The sequence below is a fragment of the Cuneatibacter caecimuris genome (genome assembly GCF_004216775.1).
GTDB lineage: Bacteria > Bacillota > Clostridia > Lachnospirales > Lachnospiraceae > Cuneatibacter > Cuneatibacter caecimuris.
Map to the genome: position 1 here is coordinate 17,890 of NZ_SGXF01000009.1, position 16,324 is coordinate 34,213.

19 protein-coding genes are annotated in these 16,324 nt (G+C 50.1%); 18 read left to right on the forward strand and 1 reads right to left on the reverse strand.

What is annotated here, in order from left to right:
* Positions 1-23 precede the first annotated feature (23 nt).
* The 6 genes from araD to EV209_RS15045 all read left to right on the forward strand — a co-directional run bounded on the left by araD (position 24) and on the right by EV209_RS15045 (position 6,382).
* On the forward strand, positions 24-713 hold the full coding sequence (araD, locus tag EV209_RS15020; protein WP_130436289.1) for an L-ribulose-5-phosphate 4-epimerase: 690 nt from the start codon (positions 24-26) through the stop codon (positions 711-713).
* Between the two features lie 130 nt (positions 714-843).
* The gene (locus tag EV209_RS15025) at positions 844-1,740 is read left to right on the forward strand and encodes an NUDIX hydrolase (RefSeq protein WP_130436290.1); all 897 of its coding nucleotides are present in this window, start codon (positions 844-846) and stop codon (positions 1,738-1,740) included.
* Positions 1,727-3,184 carry a nicotinate phosphoribosyltransferase gene (locus EV209_RS15030; RefSeq protein ID WP_130436291.1) on the forward strand — a complete coding sequence of 486 codons (1,458 nt, stop codon included), beginning with the start codon at positions 1,727-1,729 and terminating at the stop codon, positions 3,182-3,184. Before EV209_RS15025 ends, EV209_RS15030 begins: the two co-directional genes overlap by 14 nt.
* A gap of 250 nt (positions 3,185-3,434) precedes the next feature.
* Positions 3,435-4,100, forward strand: a complete 666-nt coding sequence (locus EV209_RS15035) for a hypothetical protein (protein ID WP_130436292.1) — start codon at positions 3,435-3,437, stop codon at positions 4,098-4,100.
* A 4-nt stretch (positions 4,101-4,104) separates the two neighbouring features.
* Positions 4,105-5,049 (forward strand): ABC transporter ATP-binding protein, encoded by a 945-nt coding sequence (locus EV209_RS15040; RefSeq protein WP_130436293.1) that lies wholly within the window; start codon positions 4,105-4,107, stop codon positions 5,047-5,049.
* A complete protein-coding gene (locus EV209_RS15045) occupies positions 5,042-6,382 on the forward strand; it encodes an ABC transporter permease (RefSeq protein ID WP_165388952.1) in 1,341 nt (446 codons plus the stop codon). Before EV209_RS15040 ends, EV209_RS15045 begins: the two co-directional genes overlap by 8 nt.
* 178 nt (positions 6,383-6,560) lie before the next feature.
* On the opposite strand, the gene EV209_RS15050 is transcribed toward EV209_RS15045, so the two are convergent.
* Positions 6,561-7,052, reverse strand: a complete 492-nt coding sequence (locus tag EV209_RS15050) for a hypothetical protein (protein ID WP_130436295.1) — start codon at positions 7,050-7,052, stop codon at positions 6,561-6,563.
* Positions 7,053-7,317: 265 nt separating this feature from the next.
* On the opposite strand from EV209_RS15050, the gene EV209_RS15055 reads away from it, so the two are divergent.
* The 12 genes from EV209_RS15055 (at position 7,318) to EV209_RS15110 (ending at position 16,313) form a co-directional block, all read left to right on the forward strand.
* A complete protein-coding gene (locus EV209_RS15055) occupies positions 7,318-8,049 on the forward strand; it encodes a CpsB/CapC family capsule biosynthesis tyrosine phosphatase (RefSeq protein ID WP_130436296.1) in 732 nt (243 codons plus the stop codon).
* A 2-nt stretch (positions 8,050-8,051) separates the two neighbouring features.
* Positions 8,052-8,780, forward strand: coding sequence for a YveK family protein (locus tag EV209_RS15060; RefSeq protein ID WP_130436297.1), 729 nt, complete (start codon positions 8,052-8,054; stop codon positions 8,778-8,780).
* A 10-nt stretch (positions 8,781-8,790) separates the two neighbouring features.
* Positions 8,791-9,510, forward strand: a complete 720-nt coding sequence (locus EV209_RS15065; RefSeq protein ID WP_130436298.1) for a polysaccharide biosynthesis tyrosine autokinase — start codon at positions 8,791-8,793, stop codon at positions 9,508-9,510.
* A gap of 14 nt (positions 9,511-9,524) precedes the next feature.
* Positions 9,525-10,286, forward strand: coding sequence for a bacterial Ig-like domain-containing protein (locus EV209_RS15070; protein ID WP_130436299.1), 762 nt, complete (start codon positions 9,525-9,527; stop codon positions 10,284-10,286).
* A gap of 21 nt (positions 10,287-10,307) precedes the next feature.
* Positions 10,308-10,823 (forward strand): antiterminator LoaP, encoded by a 516-nt coding sequence (loaP, locus tag EV209_RS15075; RefSeq protein ID WP_130436300.1) that lies wholly within the window; start codon positions 10,308-10,310, stop codon positions 10,821-10,823.
* Between the two features lie 55 nt (positions 10,824-10,878).
* Positions 10,879-11,970 carry an LCP family protein gene (locus EV209_RS15080; protein WP_130436301.1) on the forward strand — a complete coding sequence of 364 codons (1,092 nt, stop codon included), beginning with the start codon at positions 10,879-10,881 and terminating at the stop codon, positions 11,968-11,970.
* A gap of 127 nt (positions 11,971-12,097) precedes the next feature.
* Positions 12,098-12,349 (forward strand): hypothetical protein, encoded by a 252-nt coding sequence (locus EV209_RS15085; protein WP_130436302.1) that lies wholly within the window; start codon positions 12,098-12,100, stop codon positions 12,347-12,349.
* Positions 12,350-12,549: 200 nt separating this feature from the next.
* Complete coding sequence (locus tag EV209_RS15090; protein ID WP_130436303.1) at positions 12,550-13,062, forward strand: RNA polymerase sigma factor; 513 nt, start codon at positions 12,550-12,552, stop codon at positions 13,060-13,062.
* 24 nt (positions 13,063-13,086) lie between these two features.
* A complete protein-coding gene (locus tag EV209_RS15095) occupies positions 13,087-13,608 on the forward strand; it encodes an RNA polymerase sigma factor (RefSeq protein ID WP_130436304.1) in 522 nt (173 codons plus the stop codon).
* A gap of 103 nt (positions 13,609-13,711) precedes the next feature.
* Positions 13,712-14,860 (forward strand): NAD(P)-dependent malic enzyme, encoded by a 1,149-nt coding sequence (locus EV209_RS15100; RefSeq protein WP_130436305.1) that lies wholly within the window; start codon positions 13,712-13,714, stop codon positions 14,858-14,860.
* On the forward strand, positions 14,861-15,805 hold the full coding sequence (locus EV209_RS15105) for a tRNA modification radical SAM protein MnmL/YtqA (protein ID WP_279387343.1): 945 nt from the start codon (positions 14,861-14,863) through the stop codon (positions 15,803-15,805).
* On the forward strand, positions 15,795-16,313 hold the full coding sequence (locus EV209_RS15110; RefSeq protein ID WP_130436306.1) for a DUF4364 family protein: 519 nt from the start codon (positions 15,795-15,797) through the stop codon (positions 16,311-16,313). The genes EV209_RS15105 and EV209_RS15110 overlap by 11 nt, the downstream gene beginning before the upstream one ends.
* Positions 16,314-16,324 lie beyond the last annotated feature (11 nt).

A 16,324-nucleotide genomic window follows, 5' to 3' on the forward strand; every position in this document is an offset into this window, starting at 1 on the left:
TATTAAGAAAGGGGGCAATGCCAATGTTAAAGGAATTAAAAGAACAGGTTTACGAAGCTAATATGGAACTGCCTAAACGGGGACTGGTTACCTATACCTGGGGAAACGTCAGCGGCCTGGATGCAGAAAGAGGGCTGTTTGTCATCAAACCCAGCGGCGTAGATTATGAGGTGCTCAAACCAGAGGATCTGGTGGTGCTGGATCTGGAAGGCAATGTGGTAGAGGGGAAATACAGGCCTTCATCAGATACTCCCACCCATCTGGAACTGTATAAAGCGTTTCCGGAGATCGGCGGAATTGTGCATACACATTCTCCCTGGGCGACTTCCTGGGCCCAGGCCGGAAGGGCAATCCCCTGCTATGGCACCACTCACGCGGATTATTATTATGGAGAAATTCCCTGCGCCAGAAGCCTGACAGCAGCGGAGATCAGCCGGGATTATGAGATGAACACAGGTCTGGTGATTATTGAGACCTTCCGGAAGAAGAACCCGGTATATGTGCCCGGCGTGCTCTGCAAGAACCACGGGCCTTTTACCTGGGGCAAGGATGCGGCAGAAGCAGTGCACAATGCGGTTGTTCTGGAGGAAGTGGCGAAGATGGCCTACCAGGCTGAAATGCTGAACCACCAGATCATGCCGGCGCCCCAGGTCCTGATGGACAAGCATTTTATGCGCAAACATGGAGAAAACGCATACTATGGCCAAAAATAGTTAAAAAAGGTATTGACAACACTTAGTAGCAAATGTATACTATGTAACAACATACATAGTATGAAAATGCTACTAAGTGTTTTTTCATATAAGGAAAAGGCAAAGAGACCAATGGCAGGAAAGGAGAGCCATGGAAGAACTGCGAAACCGGGACGGCCTGACTGAAAAAGAATTTCTGGCCAAGTACCGCCCGGGCAATTATGAACGCCCGTCGGTAACAGTGGATATGCTGGTATTCACAGTAGAAGACGTGAGGCCGCCGGGCAGGTCGGTGCCGGATAAAGTACTGAAGCTTCTTCTCATCAGAAGAAAAAATCATCCGTTCATGAACCAGTGGGCGATCCCGGGAGGATTTGTGAATATTGATGAATCTGTGGACGCGGCTGCGGCGCGGGAACTGAAGGAAGAGACGTCGGTGGAAGACGTATACCTGGAACAGCTGTATACCTGGGGGGAAGTAAACCGAGACCCGAGGATGCGCGTGATTTCCACCTCATATCTGGCGCTGGTTCCCGGAGAGGGCCTGAAGCCCAGAGCGGGGGACGATGCGGCGGAAGCTGTCTGGTTCACGGTTCGCCGGGAACAGCAGGAGGAAACAGAAGGCCTGAAAACCTGGAATCTATTTCTGGAAAGCAGGGATCGTTCTGCAGAAATCCGCTATAGAGTGACGGAACATTTTACGAAAAACGGCGTTTTGATGGCGGAAGAGACCCAGCTGCTGCCGGAAACCCGGGACCGCCTTGCCTTTGACCATGCCAAAATCGTCAATCTGGCGCTGGAACGGCTGAGAAACAAGGTGGAGTATACGCCGATTGCATTTAATCTCCTGCCGGAAGAATTTACGCTGACAGAAGCGCAGAAGGTTTATGAAACTCTTCTGGGGAGGCCGCTGTTTAAAGCGAACTTCAGAAAAAAAATATTGCCCATGGTTGTGGAAACAGAAAAAAAGACGGAGAATGTCCGGCACCGGCCCAGCCAATACTACCGGTTTGATCCGGATTGGAGGAAGAAAAATGAAGGTTTTTGATGAGAATAAAAGAAATCTGACTATGCTGATGGATTTTTATGAGCTGACAATGGCTAACGGCTATTTTGTAAAGGGCTGCGGAAATACTCAGGTGGTTTTTGATATGTTTTACCGGGAGAACCCGGAAAACGGGGGCTTTGTTGTGTGCGCGGGCCTGGAGCAGCTGGTGGAATATATTCAGGAGATGCATTTTACCCAGGCGGATATCGACTATCTGCGGGGGCGCGCAATGTTTGATGAAGGCTTTTTGGAGTATCTGAAAAATTTCGCATTTAAAGGCACCATTGAGGCTGTGGCAGAAGGTACGATTGTCTATCCGGGCACTCCTCTGGTAACAGTTACAGCCCCTCTGATCGACGCCCAGCTGGTAGAAACCATGCTGCTGCTCACGATCAATCACCAGTCCCTGATCGCTACCAAAGCCAATCGGATCTGCCGTGCGGCTGGAAAAGCTGCCATCATGGAATTTGGAGCCCGCAGAGCCCAGGGAGCGGATGCGGCGGTCTACGGAGCGAGGGCGGCTTATATCGGTGGAGCAGGCGCTACAGCGACTACTCTGGCGGATGAGATGTTCGGCGTAAAGGCGGTGGGCACTATGGCTCACTCCTGGGTGCAGTTTTTTGACAGCGAATACGAGGCTTTTAAGGCATATGCAGAGGTCTATCCGGATTCCTGTACGCTGCTGATTGATACTTACGATATTCTGGACAGCGGCGTGGTCAACGCTATCCGTGTGGCGAAAGAGGTTCTGGAGCCTATGGGCAAACGGCTGAAAGGCGTCCGCATTGACAGCGGAGACCTGGCATATTTTTCCAAGCGGCTGCGCCGTATCCTGGACAGCGCGGGCCTTACGGACTGTTCCATTGTGGTGTCCAACAGTGTGGATGAGTATCTGATCAATTCCCTGAACCGTCAGGGCGCGGAGATCGATTCCTACGGCGTGGGGGAGCGTTTGATTACTTCTAAATCAGATCCTGTCTTTGGCGGCGTCTATAAGCTGGCGGCGGTGCAGCAGCCGGACGGGAGCTTTTCGCCCCGTATTAAGATTTCCGAAAACCCTGAGAAAATTACAAATCCCGGAAGAAAGGAACTGTGGAGGATCTATGATCCTCACACCGGGTATGGGACAGCGGATCTGATTACGCTGGCAGGGGAAGCGGTGGAGGATAACGTGCCCTTTGAATTTGTAGACCCTCAAAAACCCTGGAAACAGATGAAGTTTGAGAAGTTCCATGCAGAGAAGCTTCATAAAACGATCTTCAAAGACGGGGAGCTGGTTTATCAGCTGCCAAAACTGGAGGAGATCAGAGAATATGTGCAGTATCAGCTGGCCAATACTGTATGGGAAGAAGAGCAGCGGTTTGAAAATCCCCATCTCCACTATGTGGACCTGTCCAGAAAACTGTATGCGCTGAAGGAAGATCTTTTGAAAAAGGCTCACTAGGAAAAATGACAGAAAGCAGCTGCCTTTTTTCATTGCATAGGAAACTGCGTTCCCTATGCAACAAAACCCTCCGGGGGATCGCACTGCGGCGTAAGGAATTACGTCGCTAAAGCGACACTCCGCAGGCGGAGAATCCCGCCAGCGGGATTCTTTTTCATAAATCTGCGCTGGATAATTTAAGAAATATTTCAAGTCTCCCCGGGAGATCCGTGATATACTTTATACAACAAAACCAACAGGAGGAAGTTGTATGAAAATCAGATGGAAACGGATCAACTGGGGAGTTTTATTTGCCCTTGTTCTGATCGCCGGCCTGGTGATTTATCTCATTGTGGACAATGCCAAATTTAAACAGTCGAAATCAGAGATAATGGAGACTGCGGAGCGTTACCTGCAGGAACAGCCGCTGGCTGAAAAAGAAGGATTAGGAGGCAGCGATGCTTTGGAAGAATTGCTTAATCAGTATTGGGCGGAAATAAAGCTGCCCGGAGGGATCAATGGGCAGGGAAAAGGCGCAGTGCTGGATAAACTGAAGGTACTGAAAGAGCAGGAAGCCACTGCGGGAAGAATTGTGGAAGCGCAGAGCCTGACACAGCGGCCTACTGTGCTGAGAAACAGCCCCTGGACCGCTCAGGTCACAGTAGATGTTATAGAAACTTATGAGGTGGACGGACCTTGCGTGCTGTTCATGTCAGGAGGGTTTACAGCAGTGCCCGGCGGAGAACTAAAAAGCTACGGCTGGGAAGAAGGAAAAACCGTAAAGCTGAAATATCAGAATGAATACACATTAGAGTTTGCCAAAACCGGAGACGGGTGGAAAATCGCATCCCTGGTGGACTGCAGGAGCATAAATATGACTGAGGGGATAAACCCCTACGGCGTTCCCGCTGAGGAAGCGCCGGGAGAGGAGGGGTGAAGGAATGGAAACTGCGATCAGACTGGAGCACGTAAATAAGCATCTGGGGAAAAAACAGGTGCTGAAGGATCTGTCTTTTGAAACATATATCGGAGAGGTTTTCGGATTCCTGGGCCCTAACGGCGCGGGAAAGACGACCACCATTAAATTACTGGTAGGGCTGCTTTCCATGGAGGAAGGAAATATCTCAATCTGCGGGAAAGACATTACAGGAGAATTCGAGACCGCGATGGCATATGTGGGCGGAATTGTGGAGAATCCGGAAATGTACGGTTATATGACCGGCCGTCAGAATCTCTGCCAGTATGCCAGAATGCGGAAAGGAGTGACACAGGAAAGAATTGACGAGGTGGTAAGCCTGGTAGGTCTGTCCAACCGGATTAATGAAAAGGTGTCAAAATATTCCCTGGGCATGCGTCAGAGGCTGGGGCTGGCCCAGTGCATGCTGCATCATCCCAAGGTGCTGATTCTGGACGAACCCACCAATGGGCTGGATCCGGCGGGAATCCGGCAGCTCAGGGATATCCTGAAGCATTTGGCCCATCAGGAAGGAACCTGCGTTTTTGTATCCAGCCATATGATGAGCGAAATGGAGCTGATGTGCGACCGGGTGGGAATCATCGTGGACGGGCGCCTGGCAGAGGTAAAAACCCTGCAGGAAATGATGACAGAACGGCGCGGGGATTCCGTTGTCTACCGTTATCATGCAGAAAATCCCCGGTTATTGATGAACGCTGCAAGACAGATGGAGCTGCAGGCGGAACCTGGGGGAGAAGAGATGGTGGAAGTACAGATCCCTTCCGGGCAGGAGAAGCAGGTCCTTTGGGAGCTGAACAGGACGCTGGCAGAAAATAATATTGTTTTTTACAGCGCCGCGCCGGTGGAATCCAAAAAACTGGAGGATGCCTTTATGGAATTAACTGGAAAGGAGGGGGAACAGATTGTTTAATTTAATAAGAAATGAATCAGAAAAGGTATTTAGAAAGTACAGCACTTATGTGCTGATCGGCCTGATGGCGCTGTTCCTTTTCGGCGTGCAGTGGCTGATTAAGGCGTCTTCCGGCGGGGGGGATTACAGGTGGTACCCTGACGAAGCTTCACTCTCAGAGGAGATTATGTTTTATGAGAGCCAGGGAATGGAGGAGGAAGCCAGGGTCTGGAAGTTTTATAGAGATAACCTGTTAGATTCCCAGGTTCCTGCTGATTCCTGGCGCTTAGAGGCTTTGAGGATCAGCTATGCCGGGGGTGATGAATCGGAAATCCGGGAAACGGAAGCCATGGCCCGCACCGGAAACTGGCAGGGTTACTATCAGAGAATGGTCCGTCAGATCCAGGAAAACAGCGAATACACAGAGCAGGATAAGGAAATGATGTCTTATCCATACCGGTATCTGCTGGAGCATCAGCTGGACCCGGACGACAGACCCTGGCAGTGGGATGTGGCGATGCAGTATCAGTCAAACGTGGGAACAGTGATGGCGCTGCAGAAGCTGGAAGCGTCGGGGAACCTGACAGATTCGGCAGAACTGGAGAAAGCCCGTGCTGATGCAGAAGTTGCGCGCTACAGGCTGGAAAACGATGTGGAATATGTAGCTGTGAAAGGAGAATATGGCTACCGGTATCCCCGAGGCGTTTGGGATGCTGTGGATTCTACTTCATCAATTATCCTGATCCTGTCCAGCGTGTTTCTTCTGATCATTGCCGGAGGCTGCGTTTCCAGAGAATTTTCCTCCGGAACCATTAAGTTCCTTCTGATCAATCCGGTGAAGCGCCAGAAAATATTCTGGAGCAAATATCTGATGATGCTGGCGCTTTCCGCGGTTACACTCATCGCCGGATTCCTGCTGAACCTGGGGGCGGCGGTGCTGATTCAGGGAGGTCAGGGGCTTCAGGCCACTTATCTGTTCTTTGACGGCAGCGCGGTCCGGGAAGGCAGCGTGCTCCTGATCTGTGCGGGGCAATATTTTGCCGGAGCGGTGAGCGCGATTGTGATGATGAGTCTTTCCTTTATGATATCTTCGGTGCTGCGCAGCTCTGCTGTGGCGATTGGCATCAGCATCACCTGTCTTCTTGTGGGGAGCATGGTGGTGGAATTCATGGCAGAGCTTCAGATTGACTGGGGAAGATACCTGATCTTTGCTAATACAGGCCTGGCTGAGATCATGCAGGGGAACTCGAAATTTGCCCACCAGTCGCTGGGCTTCGCTCTGATCGTACTGGCCCTCCATATGGCAGCGTTTTTATGGATCGCCAGGGATGGGTTTGTAAAAAAAGAAGTCTGAGACAGTAAAATAGAACAGTCCGGAGAGGGCGCGGCAGTGCTGCATTTATACGCCTTCTCCGGACTGTTTTTGTCCATGTTTTTAATCCGCGGTATTTGGACTCCGCTTTTCTCGGATGGCTTTATTTTAGGAGGAAACTTCGTTCCCTATAAAACAAACCCCTCCGGGGGGAGGCGCACTACGCGCTAAGGAAATAAGGCCGCTGAAGCGACCGCGCTTCGGCGCGAGAGTCCGGCGAGCCGGACTCTCTGTTATAGGGATAGAGCCGATATGGTGAAATGGGAGTCAGATCATCCTGATATTTTTCCGGAACACGGTAAGGCATGAAATTCAGCTTCATCTGATCTCCTCCCAGCTCAAAATTCCATATGCTTCCATATTTTCCCCTCAGAAGAATTGAGCCGGGAGTGCCGTCCCGGATTTCCGGGATAGAGGGATACACGGTGATCTTCTTCAGGGCCTGGATGACAGCCTGGACTTCTTCCTCCGTCAATTCCCGCTCTTCACCCATGAGAGATATCGTTCCGCTCACCACGCTGTCAGCGCCATACCACTGGAAACGGTAAAATACCAGCATTTTCCATACCAGAGCCAGCAATAAAATGGAGAGGAGGATGCGGATGACCGGAATATTTCGTTTTTTCTTTTCTGGGGGTTGTGTCTGATTCATTGGCGCCTCCTGGTTGCCGGATTTTGCATTACATAAGAATAATTAGTACAGTTTATATATAGTATAAACTTTGTCTGAAATTATTGCAATGCTAAGATAAAATGACTTATTGTGGGATTGATATATGGGAGAGAAACTCTGCATTTCAGGTTGGGTATTGCATTTCCAGCGAGATGTGATATAATTTGATGGTAAAAATCGACTCTAAATATAATAATTCGTGAGGAAAGATTTCAAAACGACCACAAAGCTCTGAGGAGGGCGAATGTATTTTACGGACATTCACTGTCATATGCTGCCGGGAGCAGACGATGGCTCCAAAAGTCGGGAAGAATCCCTTGAGATGCTGAAAATCGCATATCAGGAAGGGATCAGGCGGGTCTGTGTGACTCCACACTATCAGCCTGACCGCTTTGCTGTGGACGAAAATATGCTGCAGGAGCAGTATACCTGGCTGGAGACCATGGCGGGGCGTCTGGACAGTCGGATGGAGATTGTTCTGGGAAATGAAATGTTTTTCGGACAGGACGCCATGGACGAGCTGGAGGAGGGCAGGTGCCGTACTTTAAATAACAGCGGCTATGTGTTGGTGGAATTTCACCCCGGAGTGGAATACCCTTATATCGTCAGCGGGCTGAGCCAGCTGATGAGCAGGGGATATGAGCCTGTGCTAGCCCATGTGGAGCGCTACGAGGCGCTGACAGAAAACAGGAGACGGGTTCGGGAACTCCGGGAACGGGGCGTTGTCATACAGGTGAACGCGGGAACCATAACAGGAATGTTTGGCAGAAGCGCAGAAAAGTTTGCCAGAAAGATATTGAAGGAAAGACTGGCGGATGTGGTGAGCACCGACAGCCACAGCAGCCGGAGACGCGCGCCCAGATTGACGGAATGTTTTGAACTGGTGGCCAGGAAATATGGGGCTGAATATGCGGAATTGCTGTTTGCCGTGAATCCGCAGCGCATACTCGAGAACAAGAAGGTAGGAGATATTTGAAAATGGAAACAACTAACCGCGATGTAGTGGAAATCGACCTGAAAGATTTATTTTTTGCCCTGCTGGATAAGATCTGGATCATTATTCTGGCAGGCATTGTCTGTGCGCTTGCGGCATTTTTATACACCAAGTTTATGGTCACGCCGATGTACCAGTCCACCTCCAGCGTGTATATTCTGAACCGGCAGAATCAGCAGATCACCAGCAGCAGCGACCTGAGCAGCGCCTCCCAGCTGGTAAAGGACTGTAAGGAGCTGATCGTGCGCCGCACTGTGCTGGAACAAGTGATTGAGAAACTGGGACTGAACATGACATATGAACAGCTGGCGGGCAGCGTCAGCGTGGGCAATCCTACAGATACCCGCGTGATTGAGATCACAGTGAAAAATTCCGACCCTGTCAGGGCGCGGGATATTGTTAACCTGATCCGGGAGATTTCTGCAGGTGAAATGGAAAAGATCATGAATCTGGAAAAGGTAGAGCTGGTGGAACCGGGTCATCTTCCTTCCGGACCTTACAGCCCTTCCCTGAAGAAAAATATGATGATTGCAGGACTCCTGGGTGTATTGATCGCCTGCATCATAATTATTATGCTGCATTTGCTGGACGATACCATTAAAAATTCCGATGATGTGGAACGGTATTTGGGGCTGAGTGTTTTGGGCAGTATTCCGGATGCGGAGATTATGGCAGGCGGCAAGAAGAACAAAAATAAAAAGGCAGCGAAATAGGAGGCGCAGGATGCAGACAGTTGAAGTGAACTTATTGAGCGAAGGGAACCACACTCTGAGCGAAGCTTATAAAGCGCTGCGCACGAATGTACAGTTTTGCGGCAGTGATATTAAAACCATTGTGGTGACCAGCTGCGTGCCCAATGAGGGTAAGAGCAACACAGCGCTGGAGCTGTCGGCGGCTTTGGCGGAAACAGGCAAGAAGGTGCTGTTTATTGACGCCGACCTGAGGAAATCCGTGATGGCCCGCAGGCTGCGGGTGGGCAAAGGGGGCAAAGGCCTCAGCCAGCTTCTGTCAGGAATGTGTACCATGGATGAAGCGCTCTGCGCCACATCTGTCAGGAACCTTCATATGATATTTTCCGGCCCTGTGCCCCCGAATCCGGCGGAATTGTTGGGGGGCAAGCTGTTCAGCATGATCCTCAACAAGTGCAGGGACGTTTATGATTATATTATTCTTGATACAGCTCCGCTGGGCAGCGTAATCGATGCCGCGGTGGCCGCCAATTTCTGCGACGGGGCGGTACTGGTTATGGCTTCCAATGAGGTCAGCTACCGCTTTGCCCAGAATGTAAAGGGACAGCTGGAAAAGAGCGACTGCAAAATTCTCGGCGTTGTGATGAATAAAATGAATATGAAGTCAAATAAGTACTATGGCAGGTATTACGGCAGATATTCCGGGAAATACTACGGGCAGTACGGCGACTATGGCAATACGCCTTCTAAATAGAAAGGGAGGCTCAAATGAAACAGAAAGCGATCACAATTATTTTGGCTGCAGCTGCAGCTATCCTGGGCTGTATCGCGGTGATTTATTATTTCAGTTCAGACAGGACAGCTCCCAAAATCAGCTTTTCCGGCGAGATTTCCTATGCGGAAGGGCAGGACTGGAGCGTTCTACTGCAGGGAGTGACCGCGATGGATGATACGGACGGAGATCTGACCGGCAAAATCCAGGTGGAGTCGGTGATTCCTCTTGCCGGAGAGTCCAGAGCTAAAGTCTTTTATATGGTTATGGATTCCTCGGGAAATATCGCAAAATCCGGCAGGACAGTAGCTTACACCGGAGGGATGACTCCCACCGGTGAGGATGAAACGCAGCCGGAAAACACAGAGCCGGAAGGCGGGGAAAGCGAACCAGACGGTGAGAATGAAACAAAGCCTGAGGAAAGCAGACAGCCTTCTGAGACGGCTGAACCTACTGCGGACACTTTACCTACGGAAGCAGGCACCCCTGCGGCGGCTGTTCCCGGGGATCCCGGCGGCCCTGTCCTCAAATTAAAGGGGCACGAGCTTACCATCCCTGCCGGAGGCAAATTCAGTTACCAAAACCTGATCGTATCAATCACAGATGATAAGGATACCGAGGAATATCTATATTCTCAAATCATACTGGACGGAAAATATGATACGGATCAGGCCGGTACATATTCTGTCCGGATCTATGTGGTGGATTCTGACCATAACAGATCCAATACGGAAACCATACAGCTGCATGTGCAGTAGGCTGAATCAGGAGGACGTATCATGTGGTATGCAATGCAGGTCCTCAGCGGAAGAGAGTATATTGTGGAGAAATACTGCAGGGAGCGTTTTGAAGGCAGATCCCTGGGCGAATGTTTTATAGCAAGACGGCGGTGCAAACGGAAATTCCGGGGAGAGTGGAAGGTCCGGGAAGAAAATATGTTTCCCGGATATCTGTTTTTAATTACCGGGCAGATCAGGGAAGTATACCATCAGCTGAAGGCTGTGCCTGAGCTGACCAGGCTGCTGGGTGATTCTGACGGCCCGGTGCCGCTGGATGAGAGAGAGATTGCATTTCTGAAAGAATTCGGCGGTTCAGAACACGTGATTGATATGAATGAAGGCTATATTGCCGGAGAGCGCATAATTGTGACTTCCGGTCCTCTAAAGGGAAAGGAAGGCATGATAGTAAAGCTGGACCGGCACAAGCGGACAGCCAGAATACGTGTGGAATTCTTTGGGGGGAGGCAGGCCGAGGTGGGTATCGGCCTGGAGATTGTGAGAAAAGAGCCGGGATGACCGGCAGAATGAGGGAGGAGCGAATGCTCCGCCCGGAAATGTTCAGAGGGAGAAAATGGAAGAAGAAAAGAATACAAAAGGTACAGAAAACAGAGAATCAGGAAAGAAGAAAGGGCATAAGGCGCTGTGGATCACAATGGCTGTGATTCTGGGCCTGATATTGGTTACGGTTGGCATCGCTTATGCCCTGCTGCACCATTATCACGGGAAGAGCAACTACCAGAAGGATGAAGAGGTCTCTATTGTCGCCACTATTCCCCAGGAAACGCAGGAGGGCGGAAGCAGCGCGGAGAATCAGGAAACACTTCCGGAAGAGGTGGAGTCGAGTATCCAGACAGAAATTAATAAGTTTGATTTTCCGAATGGGGATTATGTGTACAATATTCTTTTGATTGGTTCCGACAGAAGGGATACCAGTTGGTATGGCAATTCAGACGCCATGATTTTAGCGTCTATCAATAAAAAGACCAACAAGGTTTATCTGACCTCCTTTATGCGTGACAGCTATGCCAATATCCCCGGTTTCAAGCCAAATAAATTGAATAATGCATATGCTCACGGGGCCGGTCCGCTGCTGGTTCAGACGATAGAAGAGAATTATAAGATCAATATTGATAATTACGCCAGCGTGGACTTTAACTCTATGGTGGATATTGTGGATCTGGTGGGAGGCGTTACGCTTACCATCAGCGATAAAGAGGCGGAAGCGGCCAACGGCATGGTTGGGCAGATGTGTAATCTCCGGGGCTGGAACGCCAGCGAATATCTTTTCCAGGGCGGCGGCACAGTTCATATGAACGGTATGCAGGCGGTGGCCTATGCCCGGATCCGCTATGTGGGAAATTCCGATTTTGAACGTACAGAACGCCAGAGAAAAGTATTGGAACAGATTTTTATCAGTGCGAAAAAAATGAACCTGGGAGAACTGAACGACCTGGCAAATGAGGTTCTGCCGCTGATCACGCATAATATAACAGAAACGCAGCTGATTTCGCTGCTCACCAGTCTGCCCTCTGTGATAACCTATTCCACTGATATGGACAGGATCCCTTACGATGGGATGTACAGCGTATCCGGCGAGATGCTGGTGCCTGATTTCCCTGCTACAATACAGAGGCTGCAGAACAGGATTTATGCTGCGGAGTAAACCGGGCGGAGTGCATGGCAAAATATCCCATTTTTCGTCATTATTCTCTTGCTTTTCTCTATTAAACAATATATAATAATCAGGAAGTAATTTCTGATAAAGGATCATTAAGGGAGAGGCTGACGGTATGTGGCACAGAAGTACAAAAAAAGATCTGCTGGCTGCCCGGATGCAGCGTTATGAGAATTTTTATGATCATTTTTTTAAAAGCGTTTATCTGCGGTTTTTGAATGAAACAAATGACGCCGCGAGAGCTGAGAAAATGGCTGCAGATATTTTTGTGAAGTTTTACCGGGTGCTGGATGATTTGCCGTCGGAAGCAATTGCAGAAAAGTGGATACAGATGACGGCTGCTGAGCATATGAAAAAAATCAAATAAATGTGCAGACAAGCGGGAGCCGTCGGCTTCTGCTTTTGTCGTTATTGGGCAGATCAGTTTTCAGCCTGCCGCCTTCTGAAACTTGACAGCAGCCACTTTTTGGTAAAAATTGGTTGCAGAAGTTTGTCGGATAAAGTATAATGTTGATGCTTTAGAACGTCAGGGCGGAAAGGCAATTCGTGCATAAAAGGGAGACTGCCATGGGCCGGGAAGATGAGGACCGATATACAGATTACTACAGCCGTTTTTTCAGAAAAATTTATTTCTATTGTTATAAACGCCTGAAGGACTCTGTAGCGGCCGAAGATATGGCTCAGGAAATTTTCGTGAAATTATGGCAGGAAATTGACAAAATTCATGATGCCGGTCATGCGGAAAAATGGCTGAGCAGGGTAACGCGCAACCGGATGGTAAATTATTTCAGAGATAATGGACGTGCCTGTGAGGTTTCGGAGGATCCTAACTATGTTCAGGAAGATCTTCGCAGCGCTTCCGGGAACGATTTGGACGAGTTAATGTCTGATCGGGAAAGTCTGTTGGAAATTGCAGAATATATACAGGGGTTAGATGAGTTGAGCCAGAAAGTTTTCCAATGCTGGGTAGAGAAATCCGGCTGGCGGGAGCTTTCTCTACAAAGCGGCAGGAGCGTACATGCGCTTCATTGCCGTGCAAGCCGTTTGGTGAAAAAGCTGCGTAGGAAGTTTCGGGGGTAACTGTCAGAAAAGGAGAGGGCCGGAATGAAGGACGGGACCGACCGGTTTGAGCAGTACTACGTCAGATTTTTTCGTGAAGTTTATTGCTATTTCCTGACCAGTATACAAAATGAGTTTCAGGCGGAGGAGATGGCTCAGGAAGTATTTGTAAAGCTTTGGGAGAATATCGGGAAAATACAGTCTCCGGAACATGCGGAGAGATGGATATGGCGCGTGACAAAAAATGTATTGATCGATTATTACAGATACAGGGCGAAATATCCCAGGATGGACGATCAGGAGATCGCTGAATGGGGCATTGATCTGCGGGTGCCCGAAGGGGAGATGACGGAAAACCGATGCTTTAATATTCTGTGCCTGGAAAGGATCTGTATCTATCTGCGGAACCTGAACGATCTGGATTTTAAGATATTCTGGTGCTGGCAGCACAAGGAAGGCTGGGAAGATCTTTCAAGAAGCACAGGAAAAAGTGTTCATGCACTGCAGTGCCGCGCCAGCAGGCTGACCAAAAAATTGAGAAAGAAATTTGGCGGCGACAGGGCCTGACCGGCGTCAGGCAAAACAGGAGCTTGGACCTTGACGGATACAGGGAAAATTGATATGATGAAGGGTATAAATTGTACTGCCCGTGCGCAGATGGGAGGAAATCATGACAACAAACGAGAAAGCGCTCATGCTTCATGAACAGTGGAACGGTAAGCTGGAAACCACAGCTAAGGCCCAGGTAAAGACGAGAGAAGACCTGGCCCTGGCATATACGCCCGGAGTGGCAGAACCGTGCAAGGTGATTGCAGCGGATCCGGAGGCTGCATACCGATATACCATTAAAGCCAATACAGTGGCGGTGGTTTCAGACGGCAGCGCGGTGCTGGGCCTGGGTAATATCGGACCGCTGGCGGCTATGCCGGTGATGGAAGGGAAGGCAGTCCTGTTCAGGGAATTCGGCGGAGTGAACGCGTTTCCGATTTGTCTGGATACCCAGGATACTGAGGAGATTATAGAAACAGTGGTGCGGATTGCTCCGGCGTTTGGAGGCATCAACCTGGAGGATATCTCGGCGCCCAGATGTTTTGAAATAGAAGAGAAGCTGAAGGCGCGTCTGGATATTCCGGTGTTCCATGATGACCAGCATGGAACAGCCATTGTAGTGCTGGCGGGAATCATCAATGCGGTGAAGGTGACCGGCAGACGGAAAGAGACAGTGAAGATTGTGGTCAACGGCGCCGGCAGCGCGGGGGTGGCGATTACAAAGCTTCTGCTGACTTACGGGTTTCGTCATGTAACCATGTGCGATAAACCGGGAATTCTGGCAAAAGGCATGGAAGGCCTGAACTGGATGCAGGAAAAAATGATGGAGGTCACTAACCTGGAAGGAAAGCGGGGAACCCTGTCTGACGCGATGAAGGGCGCGGATGTCTTTGTGGGAGTGTCTGCTCCGAATATTGTGACAGGAGAAATGGTTGCCTCCATGAATAAAGACGCAATTTTGTTTGCCATGGCCAATCCGGTGCCGGAGATCATGCCTGACCTGGCAAAGGAAGCCGGGGCGAAGGTAGTTGGTACAGGCCGTTCTGATTTCCCCAATCAGGTGAATAATGTGCTGATTTTCCCCGGGATTTTTAAAGGCGCGCTGGAAGGGCGGGCCCGGGCTATTACCGAAGAAATGAAGCTGGCAGCTGCCTGCGCCATTGCCGGGCTGGTGCCGGAAAGCGAATTGAATGAAGATAATATCTTGCCCGCAGCTTTTGACCCCCGGGTTGCAGAGGCAGTGAGCCGCGCCGTTAAGGAGCATATCTGATTGGAACGGCGCCGGTGGGGGGAGGAACCGTGGCACAGTCTGGATTATGAGCTGAAAATGAGATTTGGCAAAAAGCTGTATAAGCTGTCTTTGAACGGCGGGATGACCTGCCCCAACAGAGACGGGACACTGGACAGCCGCGGCTGTATTTTTTGCAGCGCGGGCGGATCCGGAGAATTTGCAGCAGATGCCGGAAGGGCGGTTTCCGAACAGCTGGCCCAGGGGCGCAGGATGTTGTCGGAGAAAACAGCAAATGGTCCATATATTGCGTACTTTCAGGCATTTACTAATACTTATGGTCCGGCAGGAAATCTGGAAGCGCTGTTTGAAGCTGCGATGGAACCTGAGGATGTATCCGTTCTGTCCATCGCTACCAGGCCTGACTGCCTTCCGGAAGATGTTCTGAATCTGCTGGCAGGGCTGAACCGGGTGAAGCCGGTATGGGTGGAACTGGGACTGCAGACCATTCATGAAAAGACAGCGGAATATATCCGCAGAGGTTATGAGCTGGATTGTTTCGACAGGGCTGTGAAACAGTTGAAGGAGATCGGAATAGAAGTTATCGTCCATGTGATATTGGGACTGCCGGGTGAAGGAAAAAAGGAGATGCTGCAGACCATCGGACATCTGAATGAACTGGGAGTGTCCGGCGTGAAGCTGCAGCTTCTGCATGTTCTGGAGGGGACGGACCTGGCGGAGGAATACAGGAACGGCAGATTGAGGGTTCTTTCAGAAAAAGAATATATTTCGCTGGCGGCAGACTGCCTGGAAGCGCTGTCGCCTGAAATTGTGGTGCACAGGCTGACAGGAGACGGCAGCAGAAAGCTTTTGCTGGCTCCGGAATGGAGCCTGCGGAAAAAATCAGTGCTCAACGGGATCAGACATGAAATGAAGGCACGGGGGAGCTGGCAGGGGTGCAGAAAGGAAGTTTTTTATGGCATCTGAATCGATTACATTATATAAATTGATGGTATTATATATGCTGAAGCGGGTGAATTTTCCGCTGACCAATGCGCAGATGTCCGAGTTTTTCCTGGACAAGGACTATACGGACTATTTTACGTTTCAGGAAGTTCTCAACGATCTTTTGGAAGCCAATCTGATCAGCATGGAGACTGTCCGAAATGCTTCAAGATATGAGATCACCAGAGAGGGAGTGGAGACTCTGGGTTTTTTTGGCAGCAAGCTTTCAGCAGCGGTTACGGCGGACATGGAATCTTTTCTCAAAGAAAATAAGTTTAAGCTGCGCAGTGAGGTGGGAGTGACGGCTGACTACTATAAATCCACCACCCAGGAATATGTGGTGCATTGTGAGGTACGGGAAGGGCGTTCCATGCTGGTAGAGCTGAATCTGGCGGTCCCGGATGAAGAACAGGCCCGGTCCATGTGCGGCAGATGGCAGGGAGCCAGCCAGGAAATCTATGCTTATGTGATGAAAAAGCTGATGGCCTGAAAGGAGCGGAA

Excerpts from the sequence above, each read along its gene's own strand:
- EV209_RS15035 (WP_130436292.1), top strand. The coding sequence starts at position 3,435 with ATGAAAATCAGATGGAAACGGATCAACTGGGGAGTTTTATTTGCCCTT.
- araD (WP_130436289.1), top strand. The coding sequence starts at position 24 with ATGTTAAAGGAATTAAAAGAACAGGTTTACGAAGCTAATATGGAACTG.
- EV209_RS15065 (WP_130436298.1), top strand. The coding sequence starts at position 8,791 with ATGCAGACAGTTGAAGTGAACTTATTGAGCGAAGGGAACCACACTCTG.
- loaP (WP_130436300.1), top strand. The coding sequence starts at position 10,308 with ATGTGGTATGCAATGCAGGTCCTCAGCGGAAGAGAGTATATTGTGGAG.
- EV209_RS15070 (WP_130436299.1), top strand. The coding sequence starts at position 9,525 with ATGAAACAGAAAGCGATCACAATTATTTTGGCTGCAGCTGCAGCTATC.
- EV209_RS15095 (WP_130436304.1), top strand. The coding sequence starts at position 13,087 with ATGAAGGACGGGACCGACCGGTTTGAGCAGTACTACGTCAGATTTTTT.
- EV209_RS15085 (WP_130436302.1), top strand. The coding sequence starts at position 12,098 with ATGTGGCACAGAAGTACAAAAAAAGATCTGCTGGCTGCCCGGATGCAG.
- EV209_RS15110 (WP_130436306.1), top strand. The coding sequence starts at position 15,795 with ATGGCATCTGAATCGATTACATTATATAAATTGATGGTATTATATATG.
- EV209_RS15055 (WP_130436296.1), top strand. The coding sequence starts at position 7,318 with ATGTATTTTACGGACATTCACTGTCATATGCTGCCGGGAGCAGACGAT.
- EV209_RS15060 (WP_130436297.1), top strand. The coding sequence starts at position 8,052 with ATGGAAACAACTAACCGCGATGTAGTGGAAATCGACCTGAAAGATTTA.
- EV209_RS15100 (WP_130436305.1), top strand. The coding sequence starts at position 13,712 with ATGACAACAAACGAGAAAGCGCTCATGCTTCATGAACAGTGGAACGGT.
- EV209_RS15040 (WP_130436293.1), top strand. The coding sequence starts at position 4,105 with ATGGAAACTGCGATCAGACTGGAGCACGTAAATAAGCATCTGGGGAAA.
- EV209_RS15025 (WP_130436290.1), top strand. The coding sequence starts at position 844 with ATGGAAGAACTGCGAAACCGGGACGGCCTGACTGAAAAAGAATTTCTG.
- EV209_RS15090 (WP_130436303.1), top strand. The coding sequence starts at position 12,550 with ATGGGCCGGGAAGATGAGGACCGATATACAGATTACTACAGCCGTTTT.
- EV209_RS15030 (WP_130436291.1), top strand. The coding sequence starts at position 1,727 with ATGAAGGTTTTTGATGAGAATAAAAGAAATCTGACTATGCTGATGGAT.
- EV209_RS15080 (WP_130436301.1), top strand. The coding sequence starts at position 10,879 with ATGGAAGAAGAAAAGAATACAAAAGGTACAGAAAACAGAGAATCAGGA.
- EV209_RS15050 (WP_130436295.1), bottom strand. The coding sequence starts at position 7,052 with ATGAATCAGACACAACCCCCAGAAAAGAAAAAACGAAATATTCCGGTC.